The sequence below is a fragment of the Alistipes sp. UBA1686 genome, assembly GCF_002320215.1.
Classification (GTDB): domain Bacteria; phylum Bacteroidota; class Bacteroidia; order Bacteroidales; family Rikenellaceae; genus Alistipes; species Alistipes onderdonkii.
Window position 1 is genome coordinate 204,091 of record NZ_DCKA01000013.1, and the last position, 18,895, is coordinate 222,985.

Annotated in this window: 13 protein-coding genes; 9 read left to right on the forward strand and 4 right to left on the reverse strand. The window is 59.7% G+C overall.

What is annotated here, in order from left to right; translation table 11 throughout:
• Positions 1-260 precede the first annotated feature (260 nt).
• The 9 genes from B3C38_RS05315 to B3C38_RS05355 all read left to right on the forward strand — a co-directional run bounded on the left by B3C38_RS05315 (position 261) and on the right by B3C38_RS05355 (position 10,249).
• Positions 261-941 carry a hypothetical protein gene (locus tag B3C38_RS05315; RefSeq protein WP_286726063.1) on the forward strand — a complete coding sequence of 227 codons (681 nt, stop codon included), beginning with the start codon at positions 261-263 and terminating at the stop codon, positions 939-941.
• 24 nt (positions 942-965) lie between these two features.
• A complete protein-coding gene (locus tag B3C38_RS05320) occupies positions 966-1,787 on the forward strand; it encodes a badF/BadG/BcrA/BcrD ATPase (protein ID WP_022333382.1) in 822 nt (273 codons plus the stop codon).
• Positions 1,777-2,592, forward strand: a complete 816-nt coding sequence (gene murQ / locus B3C38_RS05325; protein WP_022333383.1) for an N-acetylmuramic acid 6-phosphate etherase — start codon at positions 1,777-1,779, stop codon at positions 2,590-2,592. The genes B3C38_RS05320 and murQ overlap by 11 nt, the downstream gene beginning before the upstream one ends.
• On the forward strand, positions 2,573-4,483 hold the full coding sequence (locus tag B3C38_RS05330) for a menaquinone biosynthesis decarboxylase (RefSeq protein WP_276791147.1): 1,911 nt from the start codon (positions 2,573-2,575) through the stop codon (positions 4,481-4,483). The genes murQ and B3C38_RS05330 overlap by 20 nt, the downstream gene beginning before the upstream one ends.
• Positions 4,484-4,579: 96 nt before the next feature.
• The gene (locus B3C38_RS05335) at positions 4,580-5,689 is read left to right on the forward strand and encodes a helix-hairpin-helix domain-containing protein (protein ID WP_278735393.1); all 1,110 of its coding nucleotides are present in this window, start codon (positions 4,580-4,582) and stop codon (positions 5,687-5,689) included.
• A gap of 41 nt (positions 5,690-5,730) precedes the next feature.
• A complete protein-coding gene (gene rpsU, locus B3C38_RS05340; RefSeq protein WP_018695187.1) occupies positions 5,731-5,922 on the forward strand; it encodes a 30S ribosomal protein S21 in 192 nt (63 codons plus the stop codon).
• A gap of 364 nt (positions 5,923-6,286) precedes the next feature.
• Entirely contained in the window at positions 6,287-6,652 is a 366-nt protein-coding gene (locus B3C38_RS05345; RefSeq protein WP_117506847.1) for a BlaI/MecI/CopY family transcriptional regulator, read from the forward strand.
• Between the two features lie 2 nt (positions 6,653-6,654).
• Positions 6,655-8,685: a M56 family metallopeptidase gene (locus B3C38_RS05350; RefSeq protein WP_286726067.1), complete on the forward strand. Its 2,031-nt coding sequence runs from the start codon at positions 6,655-6,657 to the stop codon at positions 8,683-8,685.
• A gap of 142 nt (positions 8,686-8,827) precedes the next feature.
• A complete protein-coding gene (locus tag B3C38_RS05355) occupies positions 8,828-10,249 on the forward strand; it encodes a WG repeat-containing protein (RefSeq protein WP_286726070.1) in 1,422 nt (473 codons plus the stop codon).
• 96 nt (positions 10,250-10,345) lie between these two features.
• Here B3C38_RS05355 and B3C38_RS05360 read toward each other — a convergent pair whose 3' ends face one another.
• The 4 genes from B3C38_RS05360 to B3C38_RS05375 all read right to left on the reverse strand — a co-directional run bounded on the left by B3C38_RS05360 (position 10,346) and on the right by B3C38_RS05375 (position 18,877).
• Positions 10,346-12,187 carry a hypothetical protein gene (locus B3C38_RS05360; RefSeq protein ID WP_277088528.1) on the reverse strand — a complete coding sequence of 614 codons (1,842 nt, stop codon included), beginning with the start codon at positions 12,185-12,187 and terminating at the stop codon, positions 10,346-10,348.
• A gap of 315 nt (positions 12,188-12,502) precedes the next feature.
• Positions 12,503-12,883 carry a TraR/DksA family transcriptional regulator gene (locus B3C38_RS05365; protein ID WP_009598700.1) on the reverse strand — a complete coding sequence of 127 codons (381 nt, stop codon included), beginning with the start codon at positions 12,881-12,883 and terminating at the stop codon, positions 12,503-12,505.
• A gap of 163 nt (positions 12,884-13,046) precedes the next feature.
• Positions 13,047-16,448: an isoleucine--tRNA ligase gene (gene ileS / locus B3C38_RS05370; RefSeq protein WP_286726078.1), complete on the reverse strand. Its 3,402-nt coding sequence runs from the start codon at positions 16,446-16,448 to the stop codon at positions 13,047-13,049.
• A 161-nt stretch (positions 16,449-16,609) separates the two neighbouring features.
• The gene (locus B3C38_RS05375; protein ID WP_286726080.1) at positions 16,610-18,877 is read right to left on the reverse strand and encodes an ATP-binding protein; all 2,268 of its coding nucleotides are present in this window, start codon (positions 18,875-18,877) and stop codon (positions 16,610-16,612) included.
• Positions 18,878-18,895: the final 18 nt, after the last annotated feature.

Here is an 18,895-nt window from a genome sequence, read left to right on the forward strand (position 1 = left end):
TCCTTATATAATTGTGTAATGATCCGGGTTTGCCGCTCGGATTATTTTTCGTTATCTTTGTTTTCCGAAGCTGTGAAAAGGGAATGGGGTGGATTAGGGTTCGGAGCCGATTTGGCGGCAGCAAATTTTCCGAAAAGGCGCTGCGCCAGACGGGAAGGAGTGCAGGTTTGAGGAGCAAACCGGCAATGCATTTGCATTGGGACATTGCTATTCCGAATTTTATTGCTTTCTTGCATGATGAACATGTAACCCACTTGTGAATGAAGCGAAAAATAGGAACAGTATTATTGATGGTATGCGTCACCGCAGCAGCATATGCCCAAAGCCCGCCGTCGGCAACAGATCGGACGCGGAATGCAAAAACAGCGGCGCGTATCGAACGTCATCGCCTCGCCTCGAAAGAGAATAATCTCTTTGTGACGGGCGCGTCGGGAATCACGGCGCATAATCAGGTGACTGTCGGCGTGAAGGTGGAGTACAGCCGCCAATTGAAAGGAAATTTTTATTGGGGCGTGGATTTTTCGGCCCGGTGGCATCTGGGGAGTTTGATGAGCTACGATTGGAGCGGCCACGGATCTGACCCTTACCGCAATACGGTTGCGCAGGATATTTATAAACTGGATGCAATGGCCTATTATCGGCTGCCGGTGGTGAAAAGCAGGCTTTTTCTGCGTTTCGGAGCCGGAGTTGGGGCGGGATACCACCGGATACTAAAGCATGTAGACAACGATCTTGACAAGGATAGGGTATTGCCTTTCTTCAATGTCGAATGTGCGTGGATTCTGCGGGTGACGAAGGGGTTTGAACTGAAATTTTCGCCGACGATCCTGTTTGTGCCTTCGGAATTCTCGGTGTCGCCCGTCGAACTCGGTGCGCCGACCGATGTGACGCCCTGGCTTACGGATGCCGGGTTTTCGCTGACGTGCGGCTGGCGGTTCTGATGTATTAGGAAGTAACAATATAGTATGAAAATCATTGCAGACAGCGGATCGACCAAATGCACGTGGCTCGTGACCGACGGCGTGCATACCTCGGAATACCGGACGCGGGGAATCAATGCCGTGCAGCACTCCCCGGAGCAAATACGCGAAGCGCTTGCCGAACTGCCGCCGTGCGGCCCCGTCGAGGCCGTCTATTTCTACGGCGCAGGGTGCGGGGGCACCTTCCCCGAAGCGACGGAGAAGATGGTGCGGGAACTCCGCGCGCATTTCGGCACGGGGCGGATCGAGGCCGAGACCGACCTGCTGGGGGCTGCCCGGGCGTTGTTCGGCCGCGGCGAAGGCGTGGCCTGCATCCTCGGCACGGGCTCCAATTCGTGCTGGTGCCGGGGCGGCGAAATCGTGGAAAACGTCCCGCCGCTGGGGTATGTCCTCGGCGACGAGGGCAGCGGTGCGGCGCTGGGACGCAACCTGGTGAACGGTATTTTCAAAGGGCATATCCCCCTGCGGGAGGAGTTCCTCGCGGCGCATGGGCTGACCTATGAGGAGATCATCCTCCGGGTCTACCGCGAGCCGTATGCCAACCGTTTCCTGGCGTCGTTCGCGCCGTTCGTACATGCGTACCTGGATTGCCCCGAGGTGCGGGCTATGGTGGCGGAAACCTTCGCCGATTTCGCCCAACGCAACCTGAGCCGCTATCCCGTGCATCTGACGGTCGCCTGCATCGGCGGCGTTGCCGCCGCATTCGAGGGGCTGCTGCGCGAGGTGCTCGCACATGGGGGTTACCGGGTCGGCCTGATCGCCGCATCACCTGCCGAAGGACTTATCAAATACCATTATGGAAAATAGAATAACCGAACAGGCTTCGGCCTACGATAATTTACAGCGGATGTCGGTGCACGACATCCTGACGGGCATCAACCGCGAAGACGCACGCGTCCACGAGGCCGTGGCCAAGACCATCCCCGTGATGGAACGGCTCGTGGAGCGGGTCGTCGAACGCATGGAGCGCGGCGGGAGGATGTTTTACATCGGGGCCGGTACGAGCGGGAGGCTGGGTGTGACGGACGCCTCGGAGCTTCCCCCGACCTATGGCGTGCCCTTCGACAGGGTCATCGGCCTGATCGCCGGCGGCGACGGTGCACTGCGGCGTGCCGTGGAGAATGCCGAGGACGATACCGCAGGGGCTTGGCGCGACATGGCGCCCTACCATCCCACGGCGGACGATGTCCTGGTCGGGATCGCCGCGTCGGGTACCACTCCCTATGTGGTCGGCGGCCTGCGCATGGCGCGGGAGCACGGCCTGTTGACCGCCTCCATTACCTGCAATCCGTCGTCGCCCGTGGCGGCTGAGGCGGAATATGCGCTCGAGGCGGTTGTGGGGCCGGAGTTCGTGACGGGGTCGACCCGCATGAAGGCGGGCACGGCACAGAAGCTGATGCTCAACATGCTGTCGACGGCCGTGATGATCCGCCTGGGGCGTGTCGAGGGCAACCGCATGGTCAACATGCAGTTGACGAACGACAAACTCGTGGGGCGCGGCACGCGCATGGTGGCCGAGGCTTCGGGGCTTTCCGAGGCGCAGGCACGGGCGTTGCTGCTGCAATACGGGTCGGTGAAAAAAGCGTTGGAGCATGCACCGAAGCCTGAGTGACTATATCTCGCTGCTGGAGCGCGAGGGTGAACTCGTCCGCATAGCGGCTCCGGTGTCGCCGATGGAGGAGATCGCCGAGATAACCGACCGGGTTTCGAAAACGCCCGGCGGCGGCAAGGCGTTGTTGTTCGAAAATACCGGCACGGAGTTTCCCGTGCTGACCAACATGTTCGGTTCCGCGCGCCGCATGGCGCTGGCGCTGGGCGTCGGGTCGCTCGGCGAACTCTCGGAACGGGTCGACGGATTGCTGCGGCAGGCCATGGCGCCGCGCCCGTCGTTCGCGGACAAGTTGCGGGCGTTGCCGCTGCTGGCCGGGATGTCCCGCTGGTTCCCGCGTACGGTGTCGGGGCGGGGCGAATGCCAGCAGGTCGTACGGACGGGTGCTGAGGCGTCGCTCGCGGCGCTTCCGATCCTGAAGTGCTGGCCGGCCGACGGCGGGCGTTTCGTAACCCTGCCGATGGTGAACACGGTCGATCCCCAGACGGGCGTGCGCAACGTCGGCATGTACCGTATGCAGCTCTTCGACGACCGTACGACGGGCATGCACTGGCATATCCACAAGACGGGGGCCCGGCATTACGATGCCTGGAAACGCTCGGGGCGGCGGATGCCCGTGTCGGTGGCGTTGGGCGGCGATCCGGCCTATACCTATGCCGCGACGGCGCCGATGCCCGACAACATGGACGAATACCTGCTGGCCGGGTTCCTGCGCCGCCGTCCCGTGAAACTCGTGAAGTGCGTCACCAACGATATTTATGTCCCGGCCGACTGCGATTTCGTGATCGAGGGTTATGTCGACCCTGCCGAGGAAAAGGCTGTCGAAGGCCCCTTCGGCGACCATACGGGGTTCTATTCGCTCGAAGACCGTTATCCGCTTTTCCACGTCACGGCCCTCACGCGGCGGCGGGATGCGGTATACCCGGCCACGGTCGTGGGGATTCCCCCGCAGGAGGACGCCTGTATCGCGCAGGCTACGGAGCGGATATTCCTGGCGCCGATACGCATGGCCCTGCAACCCGAAGTCCGCGACATGACGATGCCCGAGGCCGGAACGGCGCATAACATCGCCGTCGTTTCGATCGACAGCCGCTATGCCGGACAGGCCGTGAAGGTCGCCCAGGCGCTGTGGGGCGCCGGGCAGATGATGTTCAACAAATACATGTTCGTCGTCCCGGCCGCGACCGACGTGCGCGATACGGATGCATTGGCGCGGCTCGTGCGCAACCTCGACCCGCTGCGCGACATAGTCCGCAGCGAGGGGATTCTCGATGTCCTCGACCACGCGACGGCAACGCCGGGCTTCGGCGGAAAAATTGCATTGAATGCTACGGCCCACGGTGCCGGGGGCGGGTGCGCGAATCCGCAGGAGCCTGCAACGCGTGTGCCTGCCGATCCCCCACGGGGTGTCGAGGGCGTGCGTCCCGCAGCGGATGACGCAATATCCGGGGCTTGTGACGGGCAGGCGGACGGCGGGCAGCCCCTCCCTCCGGCCGGCTACCGCTCCGACCTGCTCGAAAAATGGGGCGTGGCGGTCGCATTCGCCGCACCGGACGCCGAAGTGCCGGTTCCGCCGGGGGTGAAATACCTCGCCGTGTTCGACCCGGCGGCATCGGAACTCACGGCTGCCGAACTTTTGTGGCTCGCTGCGGCCAATACCGATCCGCGGCGTGATGTGCGGACGGAAGGTGCAGCGTTGGTGATCGATGCCCGGAGCAAACGCCCCGGGGCGGGGGAGAACCCCGGCCGTTTCCCGAACGTCGTGACCGCGTCGGAAGCGACTGTCGCTTTGGTCGACCGCCGCTGGCCGGAATATGGCTTGGGGGCGTTTGTCGGTTCGCCGTCGCGGCGTTACCGCCGCCTGCTGCTCTCCGACGGGGCGCAGTGGCGTTGAGGGGGGGCTGACGGGTACCGTAGCCCATTTCGTGCCGCCGGGGTTGTTTTCAGGGCATCCTGCCGGGGGATGACCGGTGATAAATAGTTTCTGCATATGGCAAAATTTTTTTCAGACCGTGAAATCCGCGCCGTGGCGGTATTCCTGCCGCTGGCGGGATTGCTTATAGGCGGCATCGTGCTCCTGCGCCCGAAGGCCGATCCCGAAGCGGCTTTTGTGGCCGGGATGGAGATGGAAGGACGGGCCGATTCGGTCGACCTGCGGCCGTTCGACCCCAATACCGTGGACTACGACGGACTTCGGCGGCTGGGCTTGTCGAAGCACGAAGCCGTGAGCCTGCTGAAATACCGTGCCGCGGGGAAGATCTTCCGCATCCCGGAGGATGTGACGCTTTGCTACGGCATCAGCGATTCGCTCTACCGCCGCCTGGCTCCCTATATCCGTATCGGGCGCAAATACGCCATCGCGCCCCGGCAGTATCGCACGGGGCGTGTCGTGCCCGAACCCATGCCGCCCACGCGCTTTCGCATCGACACCGTGGGGGCGCGTTACCTGCGGGCCATCGGGGCGTTGTCCAAGCGGCAGGCCGAGGCCTTCATCCGCTGGCGCGACCTGAGCGGGATCTACGACATGGAGGAGTTGCGCGCCTGCTATGTCGTGAGCGATTCGGTGGCTGCGGCGCTCGAACCCTATATTATCTTTCCCGAGCGCGGAGCTGCGCCGGTCGACGAACCCGTGGAGATCAATACGGCCGATTCCGCGACGCTGCGTGGCGTGGTGGGGATCGGAGCGCGGACGGTGGTGTCGATCATGAACTACCGCGCGAGGCTCGGCGGATTTGTCCGTCTGGAGCAACTCGCAGAGGTTCCGGGAGTCACGGAACGCAATTATGAGAAAATTTTGAAACAAATTTGCTGCGATAGTTGTGAAATTCGGAAAATTGATATTAACTTTGCAACCCCGAAAGTCCTTAGGCAGCATCCGTATATTCCGCCGCAGAAGCTTCGGAAATTACTTAAAACAAGACAGTTGAAAGGAGGTTGGAGTACCGCTGAGGAATTGGTTGAAGACAACATATTGACCCGCGAAGAGGCAGCACGGCTGGCTCCTTACCTGCGGTTCGGTACCCGAAGCGGGGCTGACGATACGGACAACGACACGATATGGGGCGAGGTATCAGGTGATGCGAACCCCGGAGGAATTTAAGTAAACGACGATATTAAAAAAACAAAAAAAAGAATACTACTATGATTATCATGCCGGTAAAAGAGGGCGAAAACATCGAACGCGCCCTGAAGAAGTTCAAACGTAAATACGAGCGCACGGGCGTCCTGAAGGAACTCCGCCGCCGCCAATATTTCACCAAGCCTTCGATCGCCAAGCGCGAGGCGATGCAGCACGCTGTTTACGTAGAGCACATGTACCGCGACGAGGATTAATCCCCGTTGGTACCCGTATCCATATGCCCCGGCTGAAATAGCCGGGGCTTTTTGTTTTCCTCTTCATTTCCCGACCTTTCTTTTCCACCCCTCTGACCTTGCCGAGCACTTCCACGCTTGCCGGTCTGTATAATCATCTTTTCCAATCTCTCCCTGCCTTTTCCCGGCTCCTCTCTCTTCTTCCCCTGCTTTTTTCCGCTCCTTTCCCTGCCTGTATTTCTGCTGCATTTTGAGTGAAACTAAAAAATATAGTTGAAAAACTATTTAAAATAGTTGTGGGTGAAGTTTTTTTAGTTACCTTTGTTCCCGTAAGCCCTGTCGGCCGATCGGAGCAGGGCGGATAACAGAAACCAAAACCGGTATGATGGAAAAACTGACACGCAGGGAAGAGGAACTGATGCGCTGCTTCTGGGAGCACGGCCCGCTTTTCGTACGCGAGCTCGTGGCGCTCGCCACCGAACCCAAGCCCCATTTCAATACGCTTTCGACCATGGTGCGCGCCCTCGAAGCCAAGGGGTATGTCGCCCACAATACCTTCGGGAGTACCTACCAGTATTATCCGGTGGTGACCGAGGAGGAATTTTCGCGCCGCACGCTGGGCGGGGTCATCCGCAAATATTTCGAGAACTCCTACCTCGGGGCCGTTTCCGCCTTGGTCGAGGAGGAAAAAATCTCGGTCGACGAACTGCGCGAGCTGATCGACCGTATCGAAACCCAAAACCGTCGTTAGCCATGTACACACTGATGCTGTACAGCCTGAAGGTCGGCGCCTGCCTGGCGGTGTTCTACCTTTTCTTCAAATTGCTGCTGAGCCGTGAGACCTTCCACCGCCTGAACCGGATCGTGGTGCTGGCGGCGATGGTGTTGTCGTTCGTGTTGCCGCTGTGTGTCATTACGGTCTATCGCGAACTCCCGGCCATGCCGGAACTCCCGGTGACGGAGGATGCGGGCTACGCCCCGTCCGCGGAGCCGGAATCCCAACCTTTCCCGTGGGATAAGGCGGCGACGGCCGCTTTCCTTGCGGGAGCCGCCGCTGCGTTGTTATGGACGCTCGGGTCGGTATGCGGCGTATTGCACATGATCCGCCGGGGGCACAGGGAGCGATTGCGCGACGGTTCCGTGCTCGTACGCACCGACCAGCCGGTCGTACCGTTCAGCTGGTACCGGTATATCGTGATGTCGGAAAAGGATCTGGCCGAGAACGGCGAGGCGATCGTGCTGCATGAGAAGGCTCACCTGAGGCTGCGCCACTCGTTCGACTTGTTGGTGACCGACCTTGCGGGGTGCCTGCAATGGTTCAATCCTGCGATGTGGCTCCTGCGCCGTGAGTTGCGCGCCATCCATGAATACGAAGCCGACGAGGCGGTGCTGGACAGCGGCGTCGACGCCCGGCAATACCAGTTGTTATTAATAAGGAAAGCTGCCGGCGGGAGGTGGTACTCAGTCGCCAACAGCTTTAATCACAGTAAACTTAAAAACCGTATTACCATGATGTTACGTAAAAGATCGTCGCGGTGGGCAGGGGCCAGGGTGCTTTTCCTGCTGCCGTTGACGGGGCTTGCCCTCGGGGCGTTCGCCCGCACCGCCTATGTTTTTCCCGATGACAAAGGTAAAAAAGAAAATGTTTCGATCCGCATCGAAGGGGCGAATTTTTACTCTTCAGACGGAAAATCCGGCAAGCCGCTTTTCGTGGTCGACGGCCTCGAGGTGGCGTCGATAGATACACTGTCGCCTGACCGGATCGCTTCGGTGACGGTACTCAAGGATGCTTCGGCAGAAGCCCTGTACGGTGAGAAAGGCAGGAACGGCGTAGTGGTCGTTTCGACGAAGGATGCCGCCGCCGGTGCGCGGGATTATTCGGTCGACGCCGAGGACGGCTCTGTCAAGGTCGTGGTGCGCGGTTCCGGGAAGATGTCGGATGTCAGGGTGGTCGGCAGTTCTACGGTGCCCGCAGGTAAGGCCGGGATCGACGCCGGTACGAAAACCCGCGGACGTGTCGTGTCCGTTACCGGCAGCGACGGGAAGAAGACTGTCGTCAGCCAGAGCCGGGTGACCGTCACTGACGACGGGGGCGTGACCGTCATGAAGACGCAACCGGACGCGGTGCAGGTTGACGGACTGTCGCCGGGGCAGGCGACCCAGGCCGCGGAAGCCGGGTTCAAAGCCGCAGAGGAAGGGATGAAGGCTGCCCGTGCCGGACTGGAGGCTGCCCGCGAATATATGTCGGGCGAGGAGTGGAAAAAGGCTCAGGCCGAACTCGACAAGGCACAGAAGGAACTCTCTTCGGCACGCAGGCTGTCTGCCGCGCAACTCGCAGCCGTCCGTGAGCAGGAGGAGGCCGTGCGCAAGTATATGGCCAGCGACGAGTGGAAAGAGGCGCAGAAGCAGATACAGGAGGCGCAGGCGCATTTGGCCGACCCCCGGGTACAGGCTGCCCTGGCGAAAGCTGCCGAGGCCGGGTCGACGGCAGCCGGCGTCGAGATCCGTCGCAAGGTCGCCGAACATATGGAGCAGACAGAGGATGCCGGTACGCTGAAGAGCAGTACGATCGTGATCCGCGGATCGGGCAAGTCGCCGTTTGAAAAGGGGGAGGAACCCCTTGTCGTGATCGACGGCAAGGTGTTTAAGGATACCAAGAAACTGGAGGGGCTTGATCCCGGCCGGATTGAGAACATATCCGTACTCAAGGATGCCTCGGCGGTCGAGAAATACGGCAGGAAAGCCCGCAACGGCGTCATCGAGATTACGACCAGGAAAAAATAAGCAGGCCATAAGTATAAAAAGTTCGTGCCCGGGACGGTTCTGCTGCCCCGGGTTTTTTCGTCGGCCATGCGATACGGGCGTGAAACTTGCAGAATTAGGATGGAAAAAGTTATCTTTGCATGTAAAATACAAAACAGAAGCTATGAAACGCCTGCTATTTTTTCTTACGGTCGCAACGCTCGTTTCATGCGGCCGGACATTCGAGCAGCGCACGGCCAAATATGCCGAGGTCGGATCCGTGAACGATAACCGTGCTGCGGTGCTCGATATCAACGAAGGGGTCGGCCGTTGGGGGTATGTCGACGGGACGGGACGGCTGGTCATCGAATGCCGTTATGCCGATGCCCGGAGTTTCGACGACGGACTGGCCGCCGTGCAGGAGCCCGAAGGGCTGTGGGGCTATATAGATACCGCAGGCCGGGCGGTCGTGGCTCCGCAATTTACGGTGGCCGGGGCGTTCGACGACGGCATGGCCTGGGTGCAGGCCGGCGAGCTCTGGGGACGTATCGACAAAACGGGGAAAACCATCATCCCCTGCCTTTATTCCGAGATCGGCGAACCCGACGAACGTGGCTGGATGCGTGTCCTGCGCGACGGTAAATGGGGCGTCCTGCGCCAAGACGGCGAGGTGGTAGTCCCCTGTGCCTATAACCTGATCGGCGAGCCGAACGCCTACGGGCTGATCCCCGTGACGAGCGACGGCAAACATGGCTTCCTCGGCGCCGACGGGCGCGAAGTGCTGCCTTGTTTCTTCTCCTATATTTCCGATTTCAGGGACGGTTATGCCCGGACGAACTACGGCGGCAGCATGGTGCTGCGCGACGAGCCCTACGGCGGCCAGTGGGGACTTATCGACACGCTGGGGCACGAGACGATCCCGTGCCGCTATTACTACCTCGACACCCCGGGCGAGGGGCTCGCTGCGTTCAGGCTGGAACAGTTCGGCAATTACGGGTATGTCGATGTCAAGGGAAATGTGGCTATTTCGCCCCGTTTCTCCGTGGCGCGGCCCTTCTCGGGCGGGGTGGCCGTGGTGAGCTACAACAATGTCAATTTCGGGCTTGTCGACCGCAACGGCGGTGAAGTCAGCTCGTTCCGCTATAAACGCATCGGCAGGTTCAACGACGGGCTGGCGCCTTTCAATACCGACCTCTACGGCATGAATTTCCAGGGTATGGAGCCCCGTTGCGGCTATATCGACACCGAGGGACGCGAAGTGATACCGGCCAAGTGGGACGATGCCGCCGAGTTCAGCGAGATGCGTGCCGCCGTGATGCGCTTCGGTACCAATGCCGAAGATTTCTACGATGCCCGCTGGGGCTATATCGCCACGAACGGTCAGCTGGTCGTGCCGCTCAAGTACCACGAGGCCTATCCGTTCAGCTGCGGACTGGCGCGTGTCTTCATCAAGGGGCTCGGGTACGGGTATATCGACCGGCAGGGGAACGAAGTCGTTCCCTGCAAGTACCAGGAGGCCGAAGATTTCCACGATTTCAGAGCCAAGGTCAAACAATACGACCGGGTGCTGACGATCGACGAGACGGGACAGATCGTCGAGCAATGACGCTCCCCGGGCGGGGAATGGCGAAAACGGGGGCCGTGGCCTCCGTTTTTTCATGCCTGCGGCTTTCGCTTGCGGGCCTGTTGCGGCGCGTTGCGCTTACTTGAACCCTACGATCTCAGGGCGGGTGGGGCGGTAGCGGTACTGTTCGACGCGCGTGGCGTTCGACAGGCGGAAATATTCGCTCTCGACCAACCCGCGTTTGCCGAAGGCGATTCCCAGGCGGATCTGCACCGTGTTGAATACGAGCCGCTCGTTGCGGAGCCGTACACCCACTCCGAACGAGGTGAAAAAATCGTTTTTGAAAATGTTAGGCGAATAGCCGATCAGTCCGAAGTCTGCGAACCCGAATACCGCGATGCGGAACCCGAGGGGCTGGTAGGGGGTGAAGACCACCGTTTCCGTGTTGAGGATCATGCGGTTGGTTCCGGTGACGTACTCTTTGAGCGCCTGCAACCCGTTGTCGTGGGTGAAGCGGATCATTTCGTCGCTGCCTTCGCCCCGGTTCCAGCCTTGCGTGTAGTTGAACGCCAGGAACTGGCGGATGCGGCTGCGCCGGAACAGAAACAGGTTCGAGAACCACTTCAGGTCTACGTCGACGGCACTGTGGCGCCACATGCCGCTTTTGAGGTCGATGTAGCTTCCCAGCGTGAAGCCGCCCATGATATAGCCCATCCCCCGGAAGCCGCCGGTCTGGTAGGACATGCCGAGGTACATCTCGTCGTTGAACTCGCCCCACGAATAGCCGCTCACCAGCTCGGCTTTGTAACCCGTCGCCAGATACTCGCGGGTACCGAATCCGTAGACCATGTTCGCCGTGTAGAATTTTTCCCGGTAGAGCCCCCCGCCGAAGAGCATGGCGTCGTGGTCGTGCAGCGCGGGGTTGTAGTCGGCCGTGACGGGCGGGCGGCGGCTGAACCGGGCATAGCTGTAACGGCCCGTCAGGAAGACGCTCGATTTGATGGAGCGGATGTAGTGCGACTTGCCGCCCCATACGTCGAGGTTGCGGACTTTCACGAGCAGCGAGGTGTCGAGGTCGACCATGTAGCGTTTCGATTTTATGTCGCTGTACGTGAGGCCGATCTCGTAGTCCGTCGGCCGGATGAACTCCTTGCGCAGCCCGAGGTTCAGTTCCGAGTTGTAGAAGTCGCGGCCGGCCGAGAAGTCGGCCGTGTAGAATGTCCCCAGCACGTTGGGGATTTTGTATTCCACGATGTTGCCGCCGTAGGAGAAATCCCTGCGGCTGAAATTGGTCTTGATTTTCAGGGTGTTGCCCGTGCCGAAAATGTTGGCGTCCGAAAGCCCGACCATGGTGCGCCCTTCGCCGTGTATGCCTGCGTCGATGCTGATCGTCCAACTGTCGCGCGCGCGGATGACCATGTTCACGCGCGTCGAATCGAGCGAGTCGGGTACGACGATCACCTCGGTATCGGAGATGTAGGGGCGCGAACGCAGCAGTTGCTTGTTGCGCACGACCAGCTGGGGATCGAACTTGTCGCCCGGCTTGAACAGCAGGTCGCGCCGGATAACCCGTTCGCGGGTCAGCATGTGGGTTTTGTTGCCTGCGCGCTCGAACCAGTTGCCGCATGAGTCGAACGGCATCATGCGCTCGATGGTGATGTCGCCTACGGTTTTCCCGGCGTAAGGTTCCAGCAACCTGCTTTCGTCCAATACGCGCCCGTTCATCGTCGTATCGAGTACGGGTTTGACGAAGAGCATCCTGTAAAGCATGCGCGGAACTGCGCGGCGGTTGGTTTTGGATTGTATGCTGTCGTAGAGGCGCTGGTTGCGCTCCGAGGTCGCCGTGTTCAGGCTGTCGGGGGAGAATCCGCCGGGGGAAACCCTGTCCGGCGCCCGCATGCCGGGATTGACCGTGCGGGCGAAACAGACGCTTTGCGCAGCGAGGAGGGTCAGCACGAGTATGCAAATCCGGCGATACATATCGTCAAAGATAACGTATTTTTTGATGAAAAAGTGCGCCTGAACCTGCTAAAATACAGTTTCTGGCCCGCAGGAGTTACCCTTGGCAAAAAACGGGAGGTTTCGGGTGCCGGTCTGCCCTGCCGTTGAGACTGACAATGCACCTGCTAAGGCAGCTGTCATTGCGGCTGTTTGTGAAGACTGTCGATCCAGCAGCCGTTGCGGCTGACATAGCGGCTGCCTGTCGGCGGGCATGTGCCGGGACAGACGGCCGGGCCCGAATAAAAAAGACGACCCCGAAAGTCGTCTTTTTTCTGTCATATCCGGATTGCAGGTTTACCTGCGCCCTTCTTTGGCTTCGATGCACTCGGTAGCATGCGGCACTTTCATCAGCCGCTCCTTGGGGATGAGCTTGCCGGTCGTCTTGCAGATGCCGTAGGTCTTATTTTCGATGCGCACGAGGGCCATCTCCAGGTTCCGTATGAATTTCATCTGGTGTGCCGCCAGACGTCCGCTCTCCTCTTTCGAGAGGGTCGCTGCGCCCTCTTCGAGGACTTTGAACGTCGGGGAGGTATCCTCCGTGTCGTTATCGGCCGTGTGGGTGATAGTGGCGCGCAGCAGCTCATAGTCCGCGCGCGCATTCTCAAGCTTTTTCAGGATGAGCTGCTTGAACTCCTCGAGTTCGGCGTCGCTGTATCTGGTTCTTTCGTCTGCCATAGTCGTCTTCTCCTTGTTGGTTTTATGTAAAATTAAACAATTTTTCCGTAAACACCAAATTTTATATCGTTATCTACGATATCGTCCGGACGCACCCTTTATATCGTTCTCAGCAAGACGCATTTGCCGTTCCCGAAGCGGATTTGCCGCCTTGGCCCGCCCGTCAGATACGTGTTACGGCGATCCGGATCGGCTCGTCGTCGACATCCGAATCCACGACCACGCCGCCTTCGGGCCGTGCGGCCGCTTTCACCTCGACGGCGAGCGTCTGCGATGCGATATATCCGGCATATTTGGCGATCGCGCCGGCCACGAGCTCCTTCTGTTCGATCTCGACGCGGATCTTGTCCGTTACCTCGAATTCCGAGTCCTTACGGATATTTTGGATGCGGTTTATCAACTCGCGTGCCACGCCTTCCGCCCGGAGCTCTTCCGTCAGCGTAATGTCCAGCGCTACGGTAAGTTTGCCTTCCGATGCTACCAGCCATCCCGGCATGTCCTCCGAGGTGATCTCGAAGTCGGCCGGGGTCACGGTGATTTTTTCATCCCCCAGGTCGAGTACGGTCTGGGCCGCGGCTTCGATTTGGGCGATACGCTCCTGCGAGAACTCCGCCGTCATGGCGGCGATCTGCTTCATGTATTTGCCGTAGCGCGGGCCCAGCGTCTTGAAGTTGGGCTTGATGCGTTTGGTGATGATGCCCGTGGTGTCTTCGATCAGTTCGACCTCTTTGACGTTCACCTCGTTCAGGATGAGGTTTTTCACGGCCGAGATATGCTGTGCCATGGCCGGGTCGAGCACCGGGATGAGGATTTTGGTGAGCGGCTGGCGCACCTTAATCGACACCTTGCGGCGCAGGGCGAGCACCATCGACGATACGCGCTGTGCCAGGGACATCATCTCCTCCAGGTCGGCGTCGATCAGCTTTTCGTCGGCCTTCGGGAAAGTCGAGAGGTGTACCGACTCGTCCGCGTGGCGGCCGCTGACGGCATTCAGATCGCGGAAGATACGGTCGGTGATGAAAGGTGCGAACGGTGCCGCGAGCATCGAAACAGTCTCCAGGCAGGTGTAGAGCGTCTGGTAGGCCGCCAGTTTGTCGTCGTTCATACCGCCGCCCCAGAAGCGCTTGCGGTTCAGGCGCACGTACCAGTTCGAAAGGTTTTCGCCCACGAACTCCTGAATGGCGCGTGCCGCCGGGGTCGGGTCGTAATCCTCGAGCGAGCGGGTTACCTCCTTGACGAGCGTATTGAGCAACGAAATGATCCAGCGGTCGATCTCCGGGCGTTTTTCGACGGGAACTTCCGGCTCCTTGCCCGTAAATCCGTCCACATTGGCGTAGAGTGCGAAGAACGAGTAGGTGTTATAGAGCGTCCCGAAGAACTTGCGGCGTACTTCGTCCACGCCGTCCCGGTCGAATTTGAGGTTGTCCCACGGCTGCGAGTTGGAGATCATGTACCAGCGCGTAGCGTCGGCCCCGTAGGTTGCGAGAACCTCGAACGGGTCGACGCCGTTGCCCAGGCGCTTCGACATCTTGTTGCCGTTTTTGTCCAGCACCAGCCCGTTCGAAATGATGTTCCTGAAGGCTACCGAGTCGAAGAGCATCGAGGCGATGGCATGCAGCGTGAAGAACCAGCCGCGCGTCTGGTCGACACCCTCGGCGATGAAATCGGCCGGGTAGACCGACTTGAAATAGTCGCCGCCGTTCTCGAACGGGTAGTGCAGCTGCGCGTACGGCATGGCACCCGAGTCGAACCATACGTCGATCAGATCGCTTTCGCGCTTCATCGGCTCGCCTTTCGACGACACGAGTACGATATTGTCCACATAGGGGCGGTGCAGGTCTATATTGCGGGTCGAGTAGTTCTCCTTCGACATGTCGCCGACCTTGAAATTCTTGTAGGGGTTCTCCTTCATGAAGCCCGCGGCGATCGACTTTTCGATCTCGCCCATCAGCTCCCCGATCGAACCGATGCACTTCAGCTCCGAGTAATCCTCCGTAGCCCATACCGGCAGCGGTGTGCCCCAGAAGCGCGAGCGCGAAAGGTTCCAGTCCACCAGCCCTTCGAGCCATTTGCCGAAACGGCCTGTCCCGGTCGATTCGGGTTTCCATCGGATCGTCTTGTTCAGCTCGATCATCCGCTCGCGCAGCGCCGTGGTGCGGATGAACCACGAATCGAGCGGGTAGTAGAGCACCGGCTTGTCCGTACGCCAGCAGTGGGGGTAGGAGTGGGTATGCTTTTCGATCTTGAACGCCTTGTTCTGGGCTTTCAGCATCACGGCCAGGTCGATGTCGAGCGTTGTCTCGGCATCGCAGGCGATCTCCGGGTCGTAGGCGTTCTTGACGTAGCGGCCTGCATACTCCTTGTATTTTTCGACGTCGATGTTGTTTTTTACGAATTCCGGGTCGAGGTCTTCGAGTACGAAGAACTTGCCCTGCTTGTCGACCATCGGCTGGTTTTTGCCGGCTTTGTCGACCATGAACAGCGGGGCGATGCCTGCGGCCTTGGCCACACGGTCGTCGTCGGCGCCGAACGTCGGTGCGATGTGCACGATGCCCGTACCGTCCGACGTAGTCACATAGTCGCCTACGATCACACGGAATGCGTCGCCCGTCGGCTTTACCCAGGGGATCAGCTGCTCGTAACGGATCCCCTCCAGTTCGGGCCCCATCCAGCTTTCGCCCGTGATTTGGTAGGTTCCCTCCATCTTCTTGGAGAAGTACGATGCGACGAGGTCTTTAGCGAGGATGACCGTCTGGGGTTCGTCGGTATAGGGGTTGCGGCATTTGACCTTCACGTATTCGATCGCGGGGCCTACGGCCAGCGCGGTGTTCGAAGGCAAGGTCCACGGCGTGGTCGTCCACGCCAGGAAATAGAGCGGCCCTTCGGCGTCGCCGAAGAGCTTTTCGCTTTTCGCGTCGCGGATGATCCTGAACTGCGCCGTGCACGTCGTGTCCTTCACGTCGCGGTAGCAGCCCGGCTGGTTCAGCTCGTGCGTCGAAAGCCCCGTGCCCGCAGCCGGCGAGTAGGGCTGGATCGTATAGCCCTTATAGAGCAGCCCCTTGTCGAAAAGCTGTTTGAGCAGCCACCACAGGGTCTCGATGTATTTGTTGTCGTAGGTGATGTACGGATCGTCCATGTTGACCCAGTACCCCATCTTGCGGGTCAGGTCTTCCCACGCCCCCGTGAATTCCATGACGGCCTCGCGGCAGGTGCGGTTGTACTCCTCGATCGAAATCTTCCTGCCGATGTCTTCCTTGGTGATGCCGAGCTTCTTTTCGACGCCCAGCTCCACGGGAAGCCCGTGCGTGTCCCAGCCCGCCTTGCGGTGCACGAGATACCCTTGCTGTGTCTTGTAGCGGCAAAAGACGTCCTTGATCGTGCGGGCCATGACATGGTGGATGCCCGGCATCCCGTTGGCCGACGGGGGGCCTTCGTAGAATACGAACGCGGGGTGCCCCTCGCGCGTGGTGATGCTCTTGTGGAATGTGTCGCGGGCGTCCCATTCGCCGAGCACGTCGGCGGCTATCTGGGCCAGGTCGAGGCCTTTATACTCATTGAATTTCATGGTATATGTGTTTTTTATTTCGTTCGGGGTCGTACGCCGGCATGGCCGGAAGTGCCGGAAAGATTCCTCTTTTTCCGACAACTTGCAAAGATATAAAAAAGATTTGAAAAGCGTGCAAAATTGCACCTATTCCGTCCGTGGCGGCATCTGCCCGGAGCGGGCTATTTTCCGGCCGGGATTTCGACCCAGAAGCACGACCCCGCGCCGACGGCGGAATCGACGCCGATACGGCCGCCGAGCTGTTCGGCGATGTTCTTGCAGATCGGCAGCCCGAGCCCGGTGCCCTGCGTGAAGGTGTCGACCTTGTAGAACCGGTCGAAAATCTTGGCGCGTTCCTCCTCGGGGATGCCGATGCCCGTATCGCGGACGTAGAACCGTACCCATCCGGGGCGTTGCGAGAACCCGATCGTTATCGAACCTTTTGTCGTGAATTTCACGGCATTGCGTACGAAATTGCCGAGTATCTGGTGCAGTCCCTGCTTGTAATCCTCGAGCTGGAGCCGGGGCAGGCTGTCTTCCAGCCGCAGGACGACCCCTTCGGCGACTTGCAGGCGGAATGTCTCGGCCACCTCGCGGCATAAATCGCGGGCGTCGAATTTCGTACGGACGATCTCTATGCGTCCCGATTCGATCCGGGCCAGGTCGAGTACGTCGGAGATGATTTGCAACAACAGGGTGTTATTTACCAGGATCAGGTCGGCGAATTCTTTGCGCTGGTCGGGATCGGCCTCCGTAGCCATCAGTTCCGAAAAGCCTACGATCGCGTTGAGCGGCGTGCGAATTTCGTGGCTCATGTTGGCCAGGAAGGCCGATTTGAGCTTGTTGGACTCTTCGGCGCGCTCCTTGGCGGCGATCAGCTCCTGTTCGGTCTGCTTGAGTGCCGTGATGTCGTAATTGATCCCCAGCATGTCGATGACCTGTTCGCCGGGGCGGTAGTCCCGGCAGATGAGGTGGGTTTTGATCCATGTTTTCCGTCCGTCGTCGTGCTGCACGCGGCAGATGGCCGTTGCCGACTGCACTTCACCCGCGGAGAAGCGGGTCAGCAGGTCGAGCAGGGGCTTGCGGTCTTCGGGGTGGATGTGGCGGTATTTGCCGATCACGTCGACGATCTGCGCCGAGTCGGCCTCCCCGTAGTTGCGCAGCCATACGTTTTGCGCATAGCCCTCTTTGTTGTAGAGGTTGTAGTTGGCATATCCTACCTGGGCATATTCGGAGATGATGCGGAACAGGGCTTCGAACTCCGAAACCCGGTTCTGGATCTGCCGCAACTCGGTGTTGTCGATATTGATGAGCAGGTAGTGGGTGAGTTCGCCCCGGTCGTCGTACAGGCAGCGTATGCGCCCCGTCCAGTCGAAATGCCCCGGGCGCGTGCTTTCGTAGTAGCCGCCGAGTTTTCCGAATTCGTAACGGGCGGTGAAATCCGCACTTTCGCCGTGCTGGATGCGGATTTTCGTCTCCTCCGGGAAATTAGGGTTGTCGAACAGGTTGAGCCCGCGTATTTTGCCCGGATCTTTCACCCCGAACATCTCCAGGTCGCAGGTGTTGATGTCGATGAGCCGTCCCCGGTCGTTGTAGATCTCGATGCCGACGGGGGCGTTCTGGATGATGTTGCGCAGCAGTTTTTCCTGCTCGTCCAGTGCCTTGTGTGCCGTTATGGCGTCGGTGATGTCGAGGATCAGGATCACAATCTCGCTTCCGTCGTTGGGCGTATTGTACAGGAAACTGCGGCAATGGCGCCTGGTTTTTTTTGCGAACCATTCGTCGGTCTTGTAATTGCCGAGGCGGATGTGCGCGAGTTTGTCGATATGGGCATCGACGGGGTGCCCGGTCTCGCGTGCCGTCTTGCCTATATATGCGTCCGGTTCTATCCCCACGATTTGCTGCGCCGCGCGGTTGACCGAGAGAAAAAGGTAGTCGATGGCGCGTCCGTCGCTGTCGTAAAGCAGCCGGATGCGGAAATATCCGATCGGCAGGTGGTCGAGCAGCACGTCCATATGCTTGTTTTCCTTTACGACCGTGTGGTAGTTGTTTTCGAGCGTCAGGATTTCTGCTTCGCGCCGGTCGTGCACGGGGACGCGCTGCATGTAGCCGAAAAGGTGCGTACCCGTTGCGGGGTCGGTCTGCCGTCCGACGAGCTGGGCGTGGAGCCAGACTTCGCCCTCGGGAAGTTCGATCGGGAACGTCCTGTCGAATTTGCTGTCGACCTTGAGCGCCATGAATTCGTTGTGGATCGGCATCCGGTAGTCTTCGCGAACCAGGTGTGTCAGTTGCCCGATCCGGACTTTGTCGCCGTCGAGCCCCAGCAGCTTGGCAATATATTCGGAGACATGCAGTTCGCCGGCCTGGAAATCCGCTTTCCACCAACCCATGTGGGCGGCGTCCAGCATGAGCATCAGGGATTGGAAATTAGGGGTGTCGGGTGTGAACATGGTGCAATGGGATGTCTG